Source organism: Paenibacillus sp. VT-400 (assembly GCF_001029205.1).
GTDB lineage: Bacteria > Bacillota > Bacilli > Paenibacillales > Paenibacillaceae > Paenibacillus > Paenibacillus amylolyticus.
The window spans coordinates 2,008,056-2,026,754 of the sequence record NZ_LELF01000067.1 but is presented as its reverse complement, the minus strand read 5'-3'; the positions used below and the strand labels follow the sequence as shown (position 1 = coordinate 2,026,754).

Here is an 18,699-nt window from a genome sequence, read left to right as displayed (position 1 = left end):
GGGATGCAGGATGGAGGACAAAATCATGGAACAACAAAAAAAAGCTGCTAGCCTATTTTAAGCTAGCAGCTTTTTTTGCTCATGAATCCATTTCTAGGATACTCAGAGATTATTTTTGATGTAATAGCTCTCCAATGCTTGCATAATGGACTCAATTTTGATCGGTTTGCTGACATACGCATCCATGCCTGCCTTCAAGCAGTTTTCCATGTCTCCTCTTACGGCATTTGCAGTTACCGCAATAATGAATGGGCAACTCTCGGGATGCAAAGCATTTTTAATCGCTTTTGTCGCTTCGAATCCATTAAGCCTTGGCATATGCACATCCATGAAGACAATATCATATGAAGTGTGTTTGACCGCCTCGACTGCCTCAACACCGTCCGCCACATGATCCACGAAATGCCCTTTTTTCTCAACGATTCTGCTAAGGACGAGTTGATTCACCTCATTGTCTTCTGCAATTAAAATCCGTAAGGCTGATGTTCTGCTCTTCTTCTGCTGTTGATCCAACCTGTTGCTCTCTTCACCGTTATTTAATTTAAATTGGGCGGTGAATATAAATATTGTACCCGGTTCATCCGATTCCTCGATCCAGATCTCACCCTGCATAAGCTCCACCAGTTTCTTGCTAATGGCAAGGCCAAGACCGGTACCTTGAGGTTTGCGGGTCATAAAATTCTCCAGTTGGTAGAAAGGTTCAAATAACTGTTGTTTTCTCTCAGCCGGAATGCCAATGCCCGAATCTTTTACCTGAAAATAAAGCTGCACGTTATTGTCGCACTGCTCCTTAACTCCCACTTTAACTTCTACGCCGCCTTCTGAAGTGAATTTGACCGCGTTGCCGATGATATTGGTAAGTACCTGTTTAAGACGATAAGCATCACCATACACCGGAGTTGGAATAACATCTTCTACGCACATACGAACATCCAGCTTCTTTTCACGAGCCAGTGGTTTTACGATTTGCACCGTCTCGGTCACGATCTCTACGAGATCAAAAGGATCTTCTACCAGATCGGTTTTGCCTGATTCGATTTTGGAAAAATCAAGAATATCATTAATGATGGCCAGCAAGGAATCTCCACTCTTCTGGATGATTTCGATGTATTCCTTTTGTTCCCCACTAAGTCCAGGAGTATCTAAAAGCAAATCCGTCATCCCAATTACACCGTTCATAGGTGTGCGGATTTCATGACTCATCATCGCCAAAAATTCACTTTTGGCCTTATTCATTCTCTCCGCTGTCTCTTTGGCTACCAGCAGTTTTTTCTGCTCCGTAATATCCTTCGCAATCAGGTAAAACCCGACATTGGATGTATTAATAATGATTGGAGCAAGCGTAGCCAAGACTTCTGTCTCAGATCCATTCGTGTGCCGAACAGCGTTGATCTCCTTTTCAGCCATCTCATAGTTACTGCCCAGAATCAGACCCAGATTACTGGCTCCGATAAATCTGCTTATGCTTGTACCCATCATTTCAACCACAGGACAGCCCGTCATTTTCACCGCCACTGGATTCGCATTCATAATATTACCATCCATGTTAAACGAGATAATGGCGTCATGATTGTATTTCTTAAGCGAAGTGTATCGCTCCACTGATTCCTGCAATTTAAATTCGATGCGTTTGCGTTCAGTGATATCCTGTAGTGTTCCGTTCAGCTGAACTGGCTGACCATGCTCATCAAGCGTAATTAATCCACGTAAGTGAAGATACTTCTCATTTCCATCAGAGCTGATGTGTTTGTATTCAAAATCGAGCGGTTCACCCTGCTTTACCCCTGCAATATGTTTTTGTAAAGAGGTTATATCTTCGGCATCCATAACATCAAAAACATCACTTATACGATATGGTTTGCAGGTGCGTTCAAGTTCAAAAATCTCAGAGATCTGATCTGAAAATGTAATACGGTCTAAGACCATATCCCATTCCCAACTACCAATTAAGGCAATACGTTCAGCCTCTGCACTGATATCCTTTTGTTTTTTTCGTTCGGATACATCTCGTCCTATCGAAAGAATCTGCTGTCCATGCTCAGCATCACCAAAGACCTTGTATGTGGTCTCGAACCACAGATAATGTCCCTCTTTATGACGAACCCTGATATTCAACAGATTTCCTTTAGTTAAGTCCATCTGTGAGATCTGTTCCAGATCTTGTGGGTGGAAATATGCATCATTATTTTGACCAATAACTTCTTCTGGCGAATAACCCAATAAATGTTGGACTGAGGGAGAGCAGAATCGACAAACGCCCTCCTGATCAGCAATATAGATGATCTCCTGAGCATGATCTGTAATAAGTTTAAACATCTCTTCACTATGCAGAAGTTTTTGCTCAGACATTTTGCGGTCAGTGATATCAACAATATGGCAAATGAAGTAAAGAGGTTCATCCGTAATTTCGTTTCGAACCAAGGAAACATGTATTGAACACCATAAGATGTCACCATTTTTATTAATGTAACGTTTTTCGTATTGATTTTCTTTTAATCTACCTTCAAATAGCTCATAACTACAGATCATATCTTGTGAGAAATCATCCGGATGTGTAATATCCTGATACGTGAGATCCATTAATTCATCACTTGTATAACCTAGCATACAGCAAAAAACAGGGTTCACTTTCATCCATTGCCCTGTTGGAGCAACGAGTGCAATCCCAATAGGTGCTTGGTTATAGATCTGCTCGAACAATTCATGATGATCGACCTTTTGAACCTGCATTGTAAGTTCTCCTTTTGGCATAGACTCCATGTAAATTTTGTCGAAATCTAAAATTTTTACTGATATAAGATGTTCTATAAAAATTAGTCAGTTTTAAAACAACAGTACCTGCTTAATACCCAGAATTTCAACCGTTGAAACAAATCTTTTTAAGAGATTTGTGTCTTTAAACCAAACAAGGCCCGGAATCCATCCACATGGAATCCCGAACTTTGTCATTATATATCATTATGAGTCATATGCAACACGGAATCATTAGAAAAATGGGTTAGCGCTCGCGACCAATAAGATAATCCAATAAATGTCTCAAAAATGGAATAGGTTTCGGCATCTCGTTCAATGCATCTGTAGCAAGACAATAATGCTCCCACATCGCTTTCTTCGCGCCTTCATCACCCAGAATAGACACAAAGGTTGAATTGTTGTTCCGCACATCCTGACCTGCAGGTTTCCCAAGAATGAGGTGATTTCCCTCGAAATCCAGCAAGTCGTCCTTGATCTGGAAGGCGATCCCTGCATGATAAGCGAACTTTTTCAGCGCAGCCATCTCCGGTTCCTTCACTTGAGCAAGTATCGCTGGCATGACCAGGGCAGCTTCGAAGGCAATGCCTGTTTTGTAAAAACAGATCATGTTCAACTGCTCCAGCGTCAATGCCTTGCCTTTGGAGTTCAGATCCATGGCCTGCCCCATACACATATCCTCTGCTTTTTCAGCCGAATACTGAATGAGTCTGAGCACGGTCGCCGCATCAAAACGATCCAATGAGGATTGCTCTCCAATCGCCTTCTGAATGAGAAACAGACCCGTAAGCTCTGCTGTGGCACTATTGTGTACATGGTGCAGCGTGGAACGTCCACGTCTTGTCGAAGCATTATCCTGCGTAGGAAGATCATCAAAGATCAGGGAAGCGGTATGCATGTACTCCAATGATCTTAGCAGCGGAACGATGGATGATTCATGAAGACCATACTCGCGCACGCCCATAACCCAAGTTAATATCGGACGTAGCCTTTTTCCGTCTCCCTGCAAGCTGTAATTGGCCGCATCGATCAGCGTTTCTTTCATCTCATGAAGGCCACCGGGCTTCGCAATCTGCAACTCCACATTAATCTGTTCGCGAACCGTTCGAATGGTCTGTTTGAACTCCTCTTTCTCCTGTTTGTCATTTTTCAATTGAAGCACAACCTGATCCCGTAACAATTTATCAAGGAAATCAACGTCATCTGCTTTTCGCACCATCTGTTGAACCAGTTGATTGAATTCAGGCTGCCCAGAGGCAAAGATCGTCATCACTTCATCATATTTTTGTTGCCCCAACCGTTCTTTACAACGCTTCAGACCGTTAATGGCACGATCCAGTATGACCTCGCGGGTCTTGGCGTCCGAGTTATATACATCATGGATTAGATGAGAGATGACTGCCCAATACAATTCATATGGATTAATCAAGTCGGGACGCAAATCTCGATACTTCAAATAGTAGGTATACGGAGTTACTGCCCCTTCTTCCATATCGTCAAACATATCGGCAAAATCATCAGCCAACTGATTATATATTCCGTAATAGAACGTCCGTAGATCAAATCCTTCATCCACTGGCGCACTGAGAACAGACCGGACGATTAATCGGGAAGAAGAGGATTTGATAATAATCGGAATGTACAATTCTTCATTGCTATAATTCGCATTGGCTAATTTCTTGTTGCGATCGATCTCCTGAGACTGAAAGAATACATAGGATTGTTCTAAAAACGTGCGCTGTTTCTCTGGATGCTGGTAGTTCTTGATGTACTCAAATGCTTCCCGAAGCTCGGAATGTACATATTCAATTACTTCAAGGTTGCTGCCTTTCCAATCCCCCAGATCAGGGACGACCCCGGTAAGAAGTGCATCGCGTATCATCAGGGAATATTGTTCTTTTTCATGAACTGTCAAAGCTTGAGAATCCAGCAGATCATCCACAAATGGATATGTCAAACCGTACGAATAACCAAGTCGGATCGCCGCATCAAATCTCCGGGCGCGTTCTTCAGGTAGCGTCTGCTCATTCATCTCATCGTCCACATGAAGGACCACGCCAAGAATGATCTTGATGAGCTTCCGCTGCGCCTGCTCTGCATCCAGCTCCTTCGGGATGTTGGATGCTACATTCTTTAATTTGTTCATCACCCAGATGACAGCTGTTTCAATGTGCTCCTTCTGTCCCCAACGGTACAACGCAGCCAGACTGATATAATCAGGCTGTCCTTTTCGCCCAGTAGCTGAGCCCATAAAGTATTTTTTAGTATTCTGGACAACGTTCTGAATTCGGGCCTGCGTACCCGGAGAATCAAGGGCTTGCCCCAGATCTCGCATATAAATATAGGAGATACTCCGATCCAGGTAATCATCCAGCTTTCCTGTCGTATTCAGCCAGTGGATATATCTATGAACATCCCGAGGATCCGGTTTTCTTTTGCTAGGTGATAAAAGAGAAAGCCAGGCAAAACGATGAATATGTTTCTTTTGCCATACATGAATATCTTGGGTAAGTGCTGTCGTATACGTATTATCCATAAGTTGCTGCCTAAGAGAAGTAAAATACTGAGATGCTTTCTGCTCAGCTAGCCGATATCCTGCATCAGCCTGTTCTGTAAGTACGTTATTCATAGGGTGGATACCTCAAATTCTATTAATGTTAAACATGTATCCATGAAAGGAGATGAGGTGCTCCATGGACGAAAACTGAACTCATTTGATCGTGTATCCAACGCTTCAGCTCATGTTCATAATCTTTATACGGCGATCCAACCGTTTGGTTACGAAATCGTCATTGTTCATTTCTACATACGTGATTTTACAGAATGGAAGACCAGACTTTGACCGCTGTGATGGCGATAAGTACGATTAATGCATATCGAAGTACCCTCACATTGATCATTGAACTAATCCGTGAACCAAGGGATGCCCCGAGCAGACTGCCGATCACCGTATAGATAATGGGTTCCATCGGAATGTCTCCACCCGTAATTTTACCTATAACGCCGCCGATTGCGGAGATAAATACAATCGCCAGTGAAGAAGCAATCGTTGTTCGTACGGGGATGTTGAGAATCGTCAGCATGATCGGAATAAGGATAAAGGCACCACCCGCACCAACAATTCCTGATACAATACCTACTGCAAAAGCAGTGCCTGCTGCAATCCATCGGTTAAACACCAGTGGAGCTGAGGTATCAAGCTTTCCCTTTCCGGGAATCAGCATAAGCACAATCGCCATGATCGCCAGAATGCCATAGATCAGATTAATAACCCTTCCGTCCAGATGACCGGATATGAACCCGCCGATCAGACTGCCAGCAAGAATGCTGGAGCCCATGTATAGCACCAAACCTCGGTGAACGATCGCCCCACCGCTTCTACCCGTTTTTACTTTTCTGCGGAATGCAATCACACCAGCAAGTGAAGCGAAAAACACTTGAAACATACTAATCGACGATACCTGATGTGCTGAGAACGGCTCCAATCCCACCCAGGATGGAACATATAACAGTAGCGGATAATTGATAATGGCCCCACCAATACCCAACAAACCGGAGAAGAATGAACCGACCAGACCCAGTATAAACATGATGACAAAAAGCAGAAGATCCATCGGTTATGCGCTTCCTTTCGTGCTATATAAATCTCATTTCGATATCACTCAAAAGTGCTATACACAGCGAAAATTATCCGTTATAATAAAAACCAAGTAAATTAATCCGAAATGAGTGATTAAGCATGTTTAACGTGTTGAAGACTCTTTTTGAAAATAAATGTCCACAGTGCAACGAAAAATTACAAGTTCATAACGATGCGTTATGCTCGACCAAAACCTGTTCTCAATGTCATTACAAAGAAGAGAGTTATGGCTCTCTCGGAGTTCGAATTGTATATGACACACCACAAAATGATAAAAAGATACAACCTTGCTAATTGTATCACGATCTCTGAAATTTCGGGATGATTCGACAAACTTATTTCCATCTCATATGCCATGATTACTTTATAATGAAAATACAAAATACAAAAACGGTGCAAAACGAATAAATCGTTCTGCACCGTTTTTTTCTGTTTTTTGAGATGAGTTCTCTTAATTATAAAAGGGTACTTATTTAGTTTTGAAGCTGAGGAATCCATCATCTACGGCTACGGTTGTACCATTAACTGCACTGGCTGCATCACTGAACAGGAATGTAACCACACTGGCTACTTTCTCGGGTTGAATGAGCTCTCCACGCATATGTTGAGTAGCAAGCGCATCCTTCATGGCTTGGTCATCACCCAGAATCGGTGTTTCGATAAAGCCAGGTGCTACACCAACTACACGAATTCCATGCTCAGCTAGTTCCAATGCACCGGATTTGGACATCATAACAACCGCAGCCTTGGCTGCGTTGTAGTTGAAGCTGCCTACTGCAGCAACACTTCCATAGATCGAAGCTGTATTTACAATGGTACCCTGTACGTTCAATTCAACCATTTTTTTCGCGCCATAATACATACCGTAGTATACACTGTGCTGATCTACATCAATGACTCTGTGATAGGATTCCGGGTCCATCTCCAGAAATGGCTTCACAAGTCCAATACCTGCGTTATTGAAAATACCGCTTAACGTACCATATTGCTCTACGGTCCAGTCGATCAGGGCCTTGATCTCGTCCCCTTTGGATACATCCACTTTGTATGCGCCCGCTGTTCCTCCTGCTGCTTCAATCTCTGCCGCAAGCTTCTTCGCTCCGTCTTCATTATAGTCAGCGACAACAATAGTCGCTCCTTGATCCGAAAGTTGAAGTGCTGTCTCTTTACCAATACCACTTGCTCCACCTGTAATAATGATTACTTTTCCATTGTGTTGAGTCATGACTCAGCTCTCCTTTGGCAAAATAGTTTTAGGTGTAGTTCTAAACTTATAGTAAGTAACTATATTTTATTAACTTATATACTTATCATACGCCTCTGTCCCAACCTTGTCAAACCATAGATCATCTTCACATAAATAAGAGATAAATGTCATATACATCTCCTATTTACATGATATAGTCTAGCTCCTGTGATATTAAATATGCATGAGTTTTGGGAAAATAAAAAAGCGAGCATAACGGTAATTCAATCATTCCGATATCTCGCCCTTATAAAATATGAGAATTTCAAACTGTGTTGTCTTCCATATTGAAAATTAATTTTATTCACCCTGAAGTCCGCTAAGCGGATCTTTCAAATTATTGATATTGGTGATCAGTTCAGGAATGCCTGTCTTCTCCCAATTCTCTGCCGTAAAACCTTGCTCTGCAATTGTATTCTCGAAATTGTCTACAACTTCTGTTAATTGAGTATTGTAACTGACCAGATTTTCATGAATACTCTCTCCTATTGCAGGAGCAGTCAACTGAGAAAATTCACTTGCCTCTGCTTGGATCAGATCGATTTTCTCCTGAATCTGCGTTGTTATCTCCGGATTATTCACCGCACCCGATGCAAGCTCTTGCAGATCAGCTCCGGCGTTTGATACCTGTTCTATATAATCAGTAGCCCCACTCACATAATTTAAACTTTGATTAGCTTGTTCCACGACAGAACAGGCCGAAATCAGCAGAATACTTGATGCAATAAGGCCTGTCATCATTAATGTGTGCTTTCTTTTTCTTATGAACATGATCATCTCCCCTTCTCCTAATCGGAATCCTTGTTCCAAGTCCATGATACCTGTTCAGACTGCTTCTTTGCAAATGGGTCTGCAGCCAACGTTATTAAGATGTATAATGGTAAAATCACACGGTAAAGGGATGTCATGATTATGCTTCAAGCCTTGAACCAACGCTTGAACCGCATCATGCCACTGATTACCCCAATCAGCATTATTATTGGCGTGTTATGCGGGAGTTTTCTTTCTTCTTATACCTTTTTATCCCCTTGGCTTTTTGCGTTCATGACGTTCGCTGGAAGTATCAGTCTTGGGATACGGGATTTTGTGAACGTGCTGAAAAAGCCGTTCCCCCTGTTTGTATGTCTGTTTATTTTGCATTTGGCGATGCCTCTAATTGCTCTTGGTATGGGTCATCTGGTTTTCCCTACAGATGCGTACACCATAACGGGCCTTGTTCTGGCAGCCGTGATTCCGACAGGAATAAGCAGCTTCATCTGGGTCAGTATCTATCGGGGCAATATCGCACTTACGCTATCCATCATCCTGATTGATACCATGCTTGCTCCTTTTGTAGTGCCCGGGGTGTTATCCCTGTTAATCGGAACCAGTGTCACACTGGACACAGCAGCCATGATGAGCAGTCTGTTCTGGATGATTGTTGTACCATCCCTGCTCGGTATGCTGCTGAATGAGTGGACCAAAGGCGCCATTGTCCCGGTCTGGGGACCAAGGTTGAATCCGTTGTCCAAATTGTTCATGGCATCAGTTGTTGCGATTAACGGATCTGTCGTTGCGCCCTACTTGGCTGATTTCAACTGGAAGTTGGCTGGTCTTGCGGTCATCATCATTTTCCTGGCATCATTCGGTTATGCGCTAAGTTACTTCATCGCTCGATTGCTGGGCTGGAACGAGGCCGATCAGGTCGCTCTGGTGTTTAATGGAGGGATGCGTAATATCAGCGCAGGTGCAGTACTGGCTGTTTCTTATTTTCCGCCACCTGTTGCTGTCCCGGTCGTGCTTGGCATGGTATTCCAACAGATGCTCGCTTCCCTGACAGGTTATCTGCTCGGTCGTCGCTCTCAGCTTCTGCATAAGTCGGATAAGACATCCGCGGCCTAACAAAATATTGGATGAAAAAAACGCCGACATGATTGTCGGCGTTTTGCATTGGATTGCTTTTATTACTTCAAGTGCTACGATAATGCTACGTTTCGTAAACCTAGCAATCAGTTCTTGGCTACAAATCCACTTTCATATTGCCCAGCATCTTGGCAACTTCAGGATTATCAATCTTCATGAATAGACTTTCCTTGGTATTCAGTGTGGAAATGGTTGCAATCTCTTCCGGGCTTAGTACAAAGTCGAAAATATCGAAGTTCTCGATAAGCCGCTCTTTGCGTACTGATTTTGGAATAACAACAACATCCCGCTGCACAAGCCAGCGCAGTACAACCTGGGCGACGGATTTGTTATGTTTCTCGGCAATGGAAACCAAGACTTCGTTGCTGAACAAATTGTTGCGACCTTCGGCGAACGGGGACCATGACTGGTGCTGTATCCCCTGTTCTTTCATGAAAACAGCGCTGTTGACCTGCTGTTGAAACGGATGCGTTTCGATCTGATTGATGACAGGCACAACTTCGTTGTGGACGATGAGGTCCATCAGGCGGTCAGGTAGGAAGTTACTGACACCGATAGCCCTGATCTTGCCCTCACGGTATAGTTCTTCCATCGCACGCCATGCGCCGTAGTAATCACCAAACGGCATGTGAATAAGGTACATATCCAGATAATCGAGCTGCAGCTTACTTAACGATTTGGCAAACCCCCGCTTGGCACTTTCGTATCCTGCATCCTGAATCCAAAGCTTTGTCGTGATGAAAAGTTCTTCCCGCGCTATGCCACTGCGTTTAATTGCACGTCCAACCGCTTCTTCGTTTAGGTAACCGGCAGCGGTATCAATTAGGCGGTAACCGGCCTTCAGCGCCTCATATACCGTGTTCTCACATTCATCAGCATCGGGAACCTGGTAGACACCAAAGCCAATAATCGGCATTTTCACTCCATTGTTCAAGGTTACCGTTTGCATATTCAATTCCTCCTATGGTTCAATTGTGAATCGCAAGTGGTCACGTATTCCTGAAATTCAGCAACAAAGCGAGGATTCCACTTCCGGCCGACTTGCGTTACAATAACCCTAGCTCCTTCGTCTTACACGAAGTCAAGCGGTCTCCAATATTTTTTTAGAAGGAGGAGTACATATGTATACTGTCCAGGATGCTGCCCAGCTTACGGGACTCACAGAGCACGCTGTTCGCTTTTACACGGATAAAGGCTTGGTTCCGAGCATTCAACGCAATAAAAATAATATTCGGGTGTTTGATGAAGAATCCATCAATTGGCTACATGGCGTCAAATGCCTCAAGCAGACAGGTTTACCGATTGAAAATATTAAAACATACGTCGATCTCTGCCTCGAAGGTGATTCAACCGTTTCGCAGCGATTCGCACTTATGATGGAGTATAAGGAAGCGGCGCTGATTCAGCTTGAAGAGGCTAAGAGCCGCGTAGCCCATTTGGAAGAGAAAGCACGTCAATATCAGGCCATTTTGGAGCAACGCATCCCGGATATGACCAACCCGGTCAATTGGGAAACCAAGCGTGACGAAGAAGGGAGTTGTCCTGCATCCCGTTTAAAAAGTCGCAGTCTTCCTGAAGCCGAGGTTTCGGCTCAGTGCCCAGCAGCTGCTATGAAGCAGCAAACTAGCATAGTATCTTAAACTTCACATGATATAGCTCACGTATGTTCAAAACATATAGGCTATTTCTTACATTATGTATATCTAAATGAGCCTGAGTAAAAAACGCCGACAACATTGTCAGCGTTTTTCGCCACTACAACCCTCTGCTGGGATCTCTTTAATCTATTCCTGCCCATTTTCTGGTCCCTGTTCACAATACAAAAAAACCATCAACAAGTGATGGTTTTTCATGAAATATCCTGTTCAGAAATCTGTTGCTCATGATGCCTTTATGCTTATTTCGGTTGAATATATCCTTCGGCTTTAAGCAGTTCTGCGATCAGAACCGCACCACCTGCCGCTCCGCGGAGCGTGTTGTGGGACAATCCAACGAATTTGTAATCATAGAGTGAATCTTCGCGCAGTCGGCCTGTGGAGACACCCATTCCGCGTTCGATGTCACGATCCAGTTTTGTCTGTGGTCTGTTCTCTTCTTCAAAATACGTAATGAACTGTTTTGGTGCACTTGGCAGAGCCAGTTCCTGCGGACGACCTTTGAACTGCAACCAACGCTCCAAAATTTCATCTTTACTTGGTTTTTTCTCGAAGTTTACAAACACAGTAGCCAGATGTCCATCCGTTACTGGAACACGAATACATTGTGTTGTAATTAATGGAGCCGATGCTTTGACGATCTCATTATTTTCGATGCTACCCCAGATTCGTAGTGGTTCCTGCTCACTCTTCTCTTCTTCGCCACCGATGTATGGAATGACATTATCAAGCATATCTGGCCAGTCCGTAAAGTTTTTACCTGCTCCGGAGATTGCTTGATACGTGGAAGCAACAACCTGAGTCGGGTTGAACTCACGCAAGGCGTGCAGTGCAGGCACATAGCTCTGAATCGAGCAGTTTGGTTTTACAGCAATGAATCCGGTTTTTGTGCCCAGACGTTTGCGTTGAGCTTCAATCACGTCCAGATGTCCCGGGTTAATCTCAGGGATTACCATTGGTACATCTGCTGTCCAGCGGTGAGCGGAGTTGTTGGACACGACAGGTGTGCCTGTTCTAGCGTAAGCCTCTTCGAGCGCTTGAATTTCATTCTTTTTCATATCAACCGCGCAGAAAATAAAATCAACCTGGCTGGCAAAAGCCTCAACCTGGGAAGCATCCTGAACAACGATTTTCTTCACAGCTTCCGGAATAGGAACTGCGAGTTTCCATCTACCTTGTACGGATTCTTCATATGTTTTACCTGCCGAATTGGCGCTTGCAGAAATAGCTGTTACTTCAAACCATGGATGTTGATCAAGCAGGTCCACAAAACGCTGACCCACCATTCCTGTTCCTCCGACGATACCAACTTTCAATTTTGCTGACATTCAATCATCATTTCCTTTCGGTTTAAGTGATTCTTCTCTTCAAATCAATTTCCTTACTCACTAAAAACGTATTATGAAATTGACTTCCTAATTAACACTATTCAGACAATTCCAAAGCGTGTAGTCACACCCCGGAAAAACCAAAAAATCCCATCCCCAAGACAATAGTCTCAGGGACGAGATTGAACTCTCGTGGTACCACCCAGATTCGCCAATATGTCACCATATCCGCCTCTTCAAGTAAAGGTTTACAACCACCTTGCCAGCTGTAGACCGTTCATACTCTAGCTCTGTAACAGGAGCTCCTGTCACACCATCCCTTAAATGCTAAGTTCCGATGTGCTGCTCTGAGTCTTTATTCAATAAAAAGTTCTTTACTCCTTTTCAGCTGCCGGAGCTCTCTTTGAAAGAATGATTTTTATCTACTCGTCTCTTCGTCGCATTTGATATTGCGATTATAATATCAAAATTACTGTGATGAAGTAAACACATTTTTTTAGATCATGGAATTTATATGTTTCCAGCGGAGCTGAACTATTCAATTATCGCAAGAAAAACTTCAGCTAAACGGTCTGTCTTCTGTGAAAAGTACGTCGATAGACATTTTTATTATAACATACTACAAATAGCTATTTCTTTACTGCTTTTTGGCAACCATCGCATACGTTCCCAGTGGGCTCCCAGGCCTCGTGGCATGATGTGTCCTAAGTAATTTCAGTTCGGAAAGAAGAAGTGTCTTTACTTTGTCCGGGATCGGAAGCAGTTTCAGTTCCACAGGCGCTTCTGCCAGTGTCATTTCGGTTTCCCAACGACCGTCCTGCAGCTCGGGAGAATGGATCGAATTCTCTTCCTTAATCGTCCAGCCTGCCGCAGAGACAAGCTCTTGGATGTCCTCCGGTGTAAAGAGCGTGCGCACATTGGAGAAGCTGTTCTCCTTGTAACATTCGACCTGGGACTGAATCAGAACGGATAACCAATGTGAGAGCTGGCTCACATCTGTAACTCGGGCATCCCATTCTGCAAAACATAACTGATGTCCCCACGTCCTAACCTTGCTAAGAATCTCAGCGAGTTCGGCAAACGATTTCAAGTACCAAGAACAATGGGAAAGTACGATAACATCAAACTCATTCTCGGCGAATTGAGCCTGATCACTTAGAATGTCGAAATCATAATCCATTCGAATTCGATCACCCAGTGGAGATCTCCGCAGCTTGGCTGCCGCTTCGCCTACGGTCAGCGGTGCACCATAATCCTCTGGTGCAATATCTACACCATGAACGTACCCGTGCTCCCCCACCAGATGTGCAAGCACGGCCGTTGTATCTCCCTGACCACAACCGATTTCCAGAACCCGGCTGCCTTCCTGTATTCCCCAAAAGAGTCCCAGTTTCATCCGATGCTCGGTCTGAATGTACTGAATGGCGGCGTTGTCCTCCACGTCCATATACTTAATAAGGTCCCTGATGATAGATTCATTCATGATTCCTCACTCCTCAAAGAGCAACTTGAACTTCTTGCTAATTGTAGCGTTACTGGAATAATTGTACAACACTAGAGCCTATGACAGAACCACGGTACGGAGGAGAACCCGTCCTACAGCAGATCTAAACCTCTGCTGCATATCAATTCCTATGCCCACTGAGTTGCAAGCTTCTGAAGATAGGGTGTCAGCATGGGCTGTAATTCCTTGCGCAACAGTCCGATCTCCAAGATCGCCTGAATATATCCGAATTGATCGCCTATATCGTAGCGACGCCCCTCCAGTTCAAGGGCCAACAGTTCCTCCACCTGACTTACTTCTTTCAAGGCATCCGTTAACTGATATTCCCCTCCAGCCCCTCTCTCGATCTGATCCAGGATTGGAAAGATGGAAGGTTTCAGAATGTATCGTCCCATTACAGCTGTTCGGGATGGCGCTTCTGCAAGGGAAGGTTTTTCGACCAGATTGGTGACCCGGTGAACCCGGTCCTCTGCACCATTCGAATCAATGATGCCATATTTGCTCACATTTGCCGCGTCTACCTGACGAACACCAATGATCTGGTTGCCTGTCTTTTCGTAGAGATGAACCATCTGTGCAAGTGCAGGCGGATCAGACACCATTATGTCATCTCCCAGCAGTACAGCGAAGGCATCATCCCCTACAAATTGCCGTGCACACCCAATGGCATGCCCCAGACCCAGTGGTTCCTTTTGACGAATAAAATGAATATTTGCCATCTCGCTGATGGCCTGCACCTCTTCCAGTAAAGACTGTTTGCCCTTGGCATATAAAGAGTGTTCAAGTTCAACCGATTTATCAAAATGGTCCTCTATGGATTTTTTGTTGCGTCCAGTCACAATGAGGATATTCTCAATTCCTGATTGCACTGCTTCTTCAACAATGTATTGGATGGCCGGTTTGTCTACAATCGGTAACATTTCTTTGGGCTGTGCTTTGGTCGCTGGCAGGAAACGGGTTCCGAGACCCGCTGCCGGAATAACTGCTTTTTTGATTCGCATATCATCATAGACTCCTTTCATTTGCTTCTTATAACCAATATTGCACGCTGTGGGCAGCTAAGTAGCGATACGAAACACCCAATATCTGCTGGCCATATAGTTCAGAACCATCCCCATCAAGGTCGCCAGGATTTTACTCATCACGAGACTCCAACCCAGCATATCTTGCAAAGTCATCAGTATGAGAGCGGATAACGCGAGAACGATAAGATTAGTGATTAGAAAACGAATAAGTTTCGCTCTATCGCCACCTCCTCGTGCCGTATCTCGAAAAGTCCACCTGCCGTTCAGCCAATAACTGTTCGCAACACCGCAGCTGTACGAGATTACTTGAGCCATCAGAACCGGTACACCGACCACCGCAAGTAAAGCAAACACCACCGCATCCACTGTCGTATTTGCAACACCCACAATACCGAACTTGAAGAGTGTCACCAGACGCTTAGTCATGATGAGCAACTCGGACTGTCAATTGGGATTTTGCTTGCTGGCCCTCGGCCTGCACCACATCTCTCACAATGTATAGCGGACGCGCCTTGGTCTCATCATAGATGCGGCCCACGTACTCGCCCAGAATGCCCAGCATGATCAGGATGAATCCGTTAAAGATCAGCATGATACTCACAATGGATGGCCATCCCTTAATCGTTGAATCCGTAAAGATGGCCGAAATAATAACCGTTAACATATAGATGAATCCACCAACCGACAGGATCGCACCTACATAACCTGCGAGCTTGAGCGGTTTATACGAAAATGAAGTAATGCCGTCCAGGCTTAGTTTCAACATGCGTTTCAGCGGATATTTTGTTTCACCTGCCAGACGTTCATCACGTTCATATTCAATCGCAGTCTGACGAAATCCGACCCAACTGACCAACCCCCGCACAAATCGGTTTTTCTCCGGAAGACGTTTCATCTCATCACATACTTTGCGGTCAATCAGGCGAAAATCTCCGGTGTCTACCGGGATATCCGTATCCGTTGAAGCACGAAGTACACGATAGAACAGACTCGCCGACCATTTCTTAAAGCGAGTTTCCCCACTTCGTCTGGTGCGACGGGCATATATGACTTCATAGCCCTCTTTCCATTTGGCGATCATATCCAGTATCAGTTCGGGAGGGTCCTGCAGATCCGCATCAATAATAACCACCGCATCCCCCACTGCATAATCCATACCAGCTGTTATCGCAATTTGATGTCCGAAGTTACGGGCAAAATCTATCAGCTTCACACTCTCGTCCCAACGGGCGTAATCACGGATCATCTGTGCACTTCGATCCACGCTGCCATCATTAACAAACAACAGTTCATAACTCTCTCCTGTGCTGCCCATGACCTTCTTCAGACGCCGATAAGTCTCCTCGATCACCGCTTCTTCGTTATACATGGGAATAATAATGCTGTATCGGTACGCGTGAGCCATGTTTGTCCCCTCCCTTTTCCAATGGACTTCGTTCGAGATTTTTATTTCGTCTACAATTTCACTTCATACAAAGTCGTCTGTCCGCCAAATCCGAATCCAAATCCAAGTCCAGCTTCATTCTCCGTGTCTCCGTTATCCATAGTTCCGCTGTCCGTACCTGTCTTCCACTCTGACGTTGGAATCTCGGTTCCGTGCTCTTTAATCCAATCGCTAATATCTGAGTTTCCTCCGCGGCCACCCATGCCACCAACCATGAAGTATTTCACTTGCCCGCTCTTGACGAGTTGCTCCAGTTCCTCCGTTGTGTACACCGGGTCTGACCCGGAGAAACCTCCAAGCGTAATGACCGCTGCTCTTTCATCGATGATATAAGGTGCTGCCTGATTATAGTCCGTAGTAGCGAAGAGATACGTTTCGCCTGTATTGTGCTCCTTCAGATAATTCAGTGTAGCTGTATCCACTTCTTCGTTACGGTTGCCCATTCCGCCACGGCCACCCATTGTAGGCATTTCTGTGTCTCCTGCACCGTTACCCATCGGCATGCCCATTCCTGCTCCACCAAACATACCATTGGAACCAGTAGGTCCTGCTGCCGGAATCATGCTGTTGCCACCATAAGTTATTGGGGTGAATGCCCAGTAGATTGGACCAATCAGCATCACCATGAATCCCGCGATAATGAAGCCCTGTTTCCATTGATGTGTGCGATGAAGCATAACGATTAGGATGACCGTGACCAGAATGCCTGCGATCAATTCACTAATGGACCAGCCTGCACCAATCGTATCGTTATACACCTGCATGATATACCAGGCGAACAGAGTCGTCAGCAACACGGACACCGGAAGCAACCATGCCTGCCTGCCATTGCGATCACGATATGACTTCCACATCGCTACAAATCCTGCGCCAGTCAGCGCCGCAATTGGAGGTGCAAGCATAATCAGATAATACTGATGGAAGAAACCTGCTACACTGAAAAAGGCAGCAACGGGAAGCAGCCAGGTCAGCCAGAACAAGGCTTCCTTGTGCTTGTTGGTTATATTTCTCCGTCTTAATCCTGCAAATATGGCAATGCATCCAAGCAGCACAACTGGCAGAAGCCAGCTAGCTTGGCCTGACAGTTCAGTCTGGAACAGACGTAGAGGACCTTTCTCCCCCGTACCAAACATTCCGCCCATGCCTCCGCCGAAATCTCTTCCGTTTGGCATTTCCATATCATTTGGCATCTGCCTGTTCGGGAAATTGCCATTCGAACCATTCATGTTATCGTTATCCGGTGCATTGACATCTTGCCCAGCGCCAGGAACACCACTGCCTGTCTGATTAGGACCTGAAGACGAGTCTCCTCGATTGCCACGATTATCTCCCTGTCCCATACCATTTGGCATACCTGCGTTACCTGCAGTATTCTGCTGACCCGTTAGGCGAGCCAGACCATTGTATCCAAAGGCGAGTTCCATGACCGAGTTTGTTTCACTGCTACCGATATAAGGCCGCTCGTCTTCGGGTATAGAATCCACAGTGACCGCCCAGGATAAGGAAACCACCGCCAGAACCGCTGTGCTGCCGATCAGCAGGATGATCTTCCTTCTCCATTTCGCCTGAAATGCAAGCAGATAAAACAAGTAAAATGCCGGGAGAATCATGTAGGCTTGAAGCATTTTCATATTAAATGCTACGCCTATTAACCCAAAAGCAACCAGAATGCGCCAAGTACTTCCTTGTTTGCTGCCTTTGAACAAAAACCATGAACCCAGCAGTAGTGTAAACACCAACATGCTGTCAATATTGTTGGTCCGGCTGACTGCCGCCACGACAGGCACAGTTGCCAATGTAAGTGCCGAAATTCGTGCTGCTGCAAGACCATATGTAGGTTTCACCATGAAATAGATCAGGAGCACCGAACCGATTCCCGCTAATACTTGAGGCAAAATAACGCTCCATCCATGCAGTCCAAAGACATAGGCAAAGGCCGTCTGAATCCAGAAGACAACGGGTGGTTTATCTACAGTGACCGAGCCTGCCGAGTCGAGTGAAGCATAGAAAAAGTTGTGGAAGTTGCTGAGCATACTCCCAACGGCAGTCGTATAATAGGAATTGGCATATTGATCATTCCAGATACCGTACCCATTCAAAAATGCCGCCAGTAATACAATCGACAGAAGGACAAGATCCATCCTTCTTTTGGTGTTATTCAATGTTGATCACTCCTTCAAAGTTCTTCATGTCTAGTATTGTGA

General features: G+C 44.9%; 14 protein-coding genes and 1 other annotated feature. Of the genes, 2 read left to right on the top strand and 12 right to left on the bottom strand.

Annotation, left to right across the window (positions count from 1 at the left end; translation table 11 throughout):
- Positions 1 to 102: 102 nt before the first annotated feature.
- The 5 genes from EL84_RS19730 to EL84_RS19710 all read right to left on the bottom strand — a co-directional run bounded on the left by EL84_RS19730 (position 103) and on the right by EL84_RS19710 (position 8,408).
- Entirely contained in the window at positions 103 to 2,730 is a 2,628-nt protein-coding gene (locus EL84_RS19730) for a PAS domain S-box protein (protein WP_047842791.1), read from the bottom strand.
- Between the two features lie 268 nt (positions 2,731 to 2,998).
- Entirely contained in the window at positions 2,999 to 5,380 is a 2,382-nt protein-coding gene (locus EL84_RS19725) for a polyprenyl synthetase family protein (protein WP_047842790.1), read from the bottom strand.
- 187 nt (positions 5,381 to 5,567) lie between these two features.
- Positions 5,568 to 6,365, bottom strand: a complete 798-nt coding sequence (locus EL84_RS19720) for a sulfite exporter TauE/SafE family protein (RefSeq protein WP_047842789.1) — start codon at positions 6,363 to 6,365, stop codon at positions 5,568 to 5,570.
- A 495-nt stretch (positions 6,366 to 6,860) separates the two neighbouring features.
- A complete protein-coding gene (locus tag EL84_RS19715) occupies positions 6,861 to 7,616 on the bottom strand; it encodes an SDR family NAD(P)-dependent oxidoreductase (RefSeq protein WP_047842788.1) in 756 nt (251 codons plus the stop codon).
- 321 nt (positions 7,617 to 7,937) lie between these two features.
- A complete protein-coding gene (locus EL84_RS19710; RefSeq protein ID WP_127545763.1) occupies positions 7,938 to 8,408 on the bottom strand; it encodes a DUF6376 family protein in 471 nt (156 codons plus the stop codon).
- Between the two features lie 141 nt (positions 8,409 to 8,549).
- Here EL84_RS19710 and EL84_RS19705 point away from each other — a divergent pair, with 141 nt between their 5' ends.
- Complete coding sequence (locus EL84_RS19705) at positions 8,550 to 9,518, top strand: bile acid:sodium symporter family protein (RefSeq protein WP_047842786.1); 969 nt, start codon at positions 8,550 to 8,552, stop codon at positions 9,516 to 9,518.
- Between the two features lie 118 nt (positions 9,519 to 9,636).
- On the opposite strand, the gene EL84_RS19700 is transcribed toward EL84_RS19705, so the two are convergent.
- Positions 9,637 to 10,488, bottom strand: coding sequence for an aldo/keto reductase (locus EL84_RS19700; protein WP_047842785.1), 852 nt, complete (start codon positions 10,486 to 10,488; stop codon positions 9,637 to 9,639).
- A 172-nt stretch (positions 10,489 to 10,660) separates the two neighbouring features.
- Between EL84_RS19700 and EL84_RS19695 the strand changes: the two genes are divergently transcribed.
- Positions 10,661 to 11,179 carry a MerR family transcriptional regulator gene (locus EL84_RS19695; RefSeq protein WP_047842784.1) on the top strand — a complete coding sequence of 173 codons (519 nt, stop codon included), beginning with the start codon at positions 10,661 to 10,663 and terminating at the stop codon, positions 11,177 to 11,179.
- A gap of 257 nt (positions 11,180 to 11,436) precedes the next feature.
- Here EL84_RS19695 and asd read toward each other — a convergent pair whose 3' ends face one another.
- The 6 genes from asd to EL84_RS19665 all read right to left on the bottom strand — a co-directional run bounded on the left by asd (position 11,437) and on the right by EL84_RS19665 (position 18,636).
- Positions 11,437 to 12,522 (bottom strand): aspartate-semialdehyde dehydrogenase, encoded by a 1,086-nt coding sequence (asd, locus tag EL84_RS19690; RefSeq protein WP_017688716.1) that lies wholly within the window; start codon positions 12,520 to 12,522, stop codon positions 11,437 to 11,439.
- A 169-nt stretch (positions 12,523 to 12,691) separates the two neighbouring features.
- Positions 12,692 to 12,969: a binding site (T-box leader), on the bottom strand.
- Positions 12,970 to 13,159: 190 nt separating this feature from the next.
- Positions 13,160 to 14,005, bottom strand: a complete 846-nt coding sequence (locus EL84_RS19685) for a class I SAM-dependent methyltransferase (RefSeq protein ID WP_047842783.1) — start codon at positions 14,003 to 14,005, stop codon at positions 13,160 to 13,162.
- A 149-nt stretch (positions 14,006 to 14,154) separates the two neighbouring features.
- Entirely contained in the window at positions 14,155 to 15,027 is an 873-nt protein-coding gene (gene galU / locus EL84_RS19680; RefSeq protein ID WP_047842782.1) for a UTP--glucose-1-phosphate uridylyltransferase GalU, read from the bottom strand.
- Positions 15,028 to 15,084: 57 nt separating this feature from the next.
- Entirely contained in the window at positions 15,085 to 15,477 is a 393-nt protein-coding gene (locus EL84_RS19675) for a GtrA family protein (RefSeq protein WP_036670733.1), read from the bottom strand.
- Positions 15,470 to 16,456, bottom strand: a complete 987-nt coding sequence (locus EL84_RS19670) for a glycosyltransferase family 2 protein (RefSeq protein WP_036670731.1) — start codon at positions 16,454 to 16,456, stop codon at positions 15,470 to 15,472. The genes EL84_RS19675 and EL84_RS19670 overlap by 8 nt, the downstream gene beginning before the upstream one ends.
- A 50-nt stretch (positions 16,457 to 16,506) precedes the next feature.
- On the bottom strand, positions 16,507 to 18,636 hold the full coding sequence (locus tag EL84_RS19665) for an ArnT family glycosyltransferase (protein ID WP_047844293.1): 2,130 nt from the start codon (positions 18,634 to 18,636) through the stop codon (positions 16,507 to 16,509).
- Positions 18,637 to 18,699 lie beyond the last annotated feature (63 nt).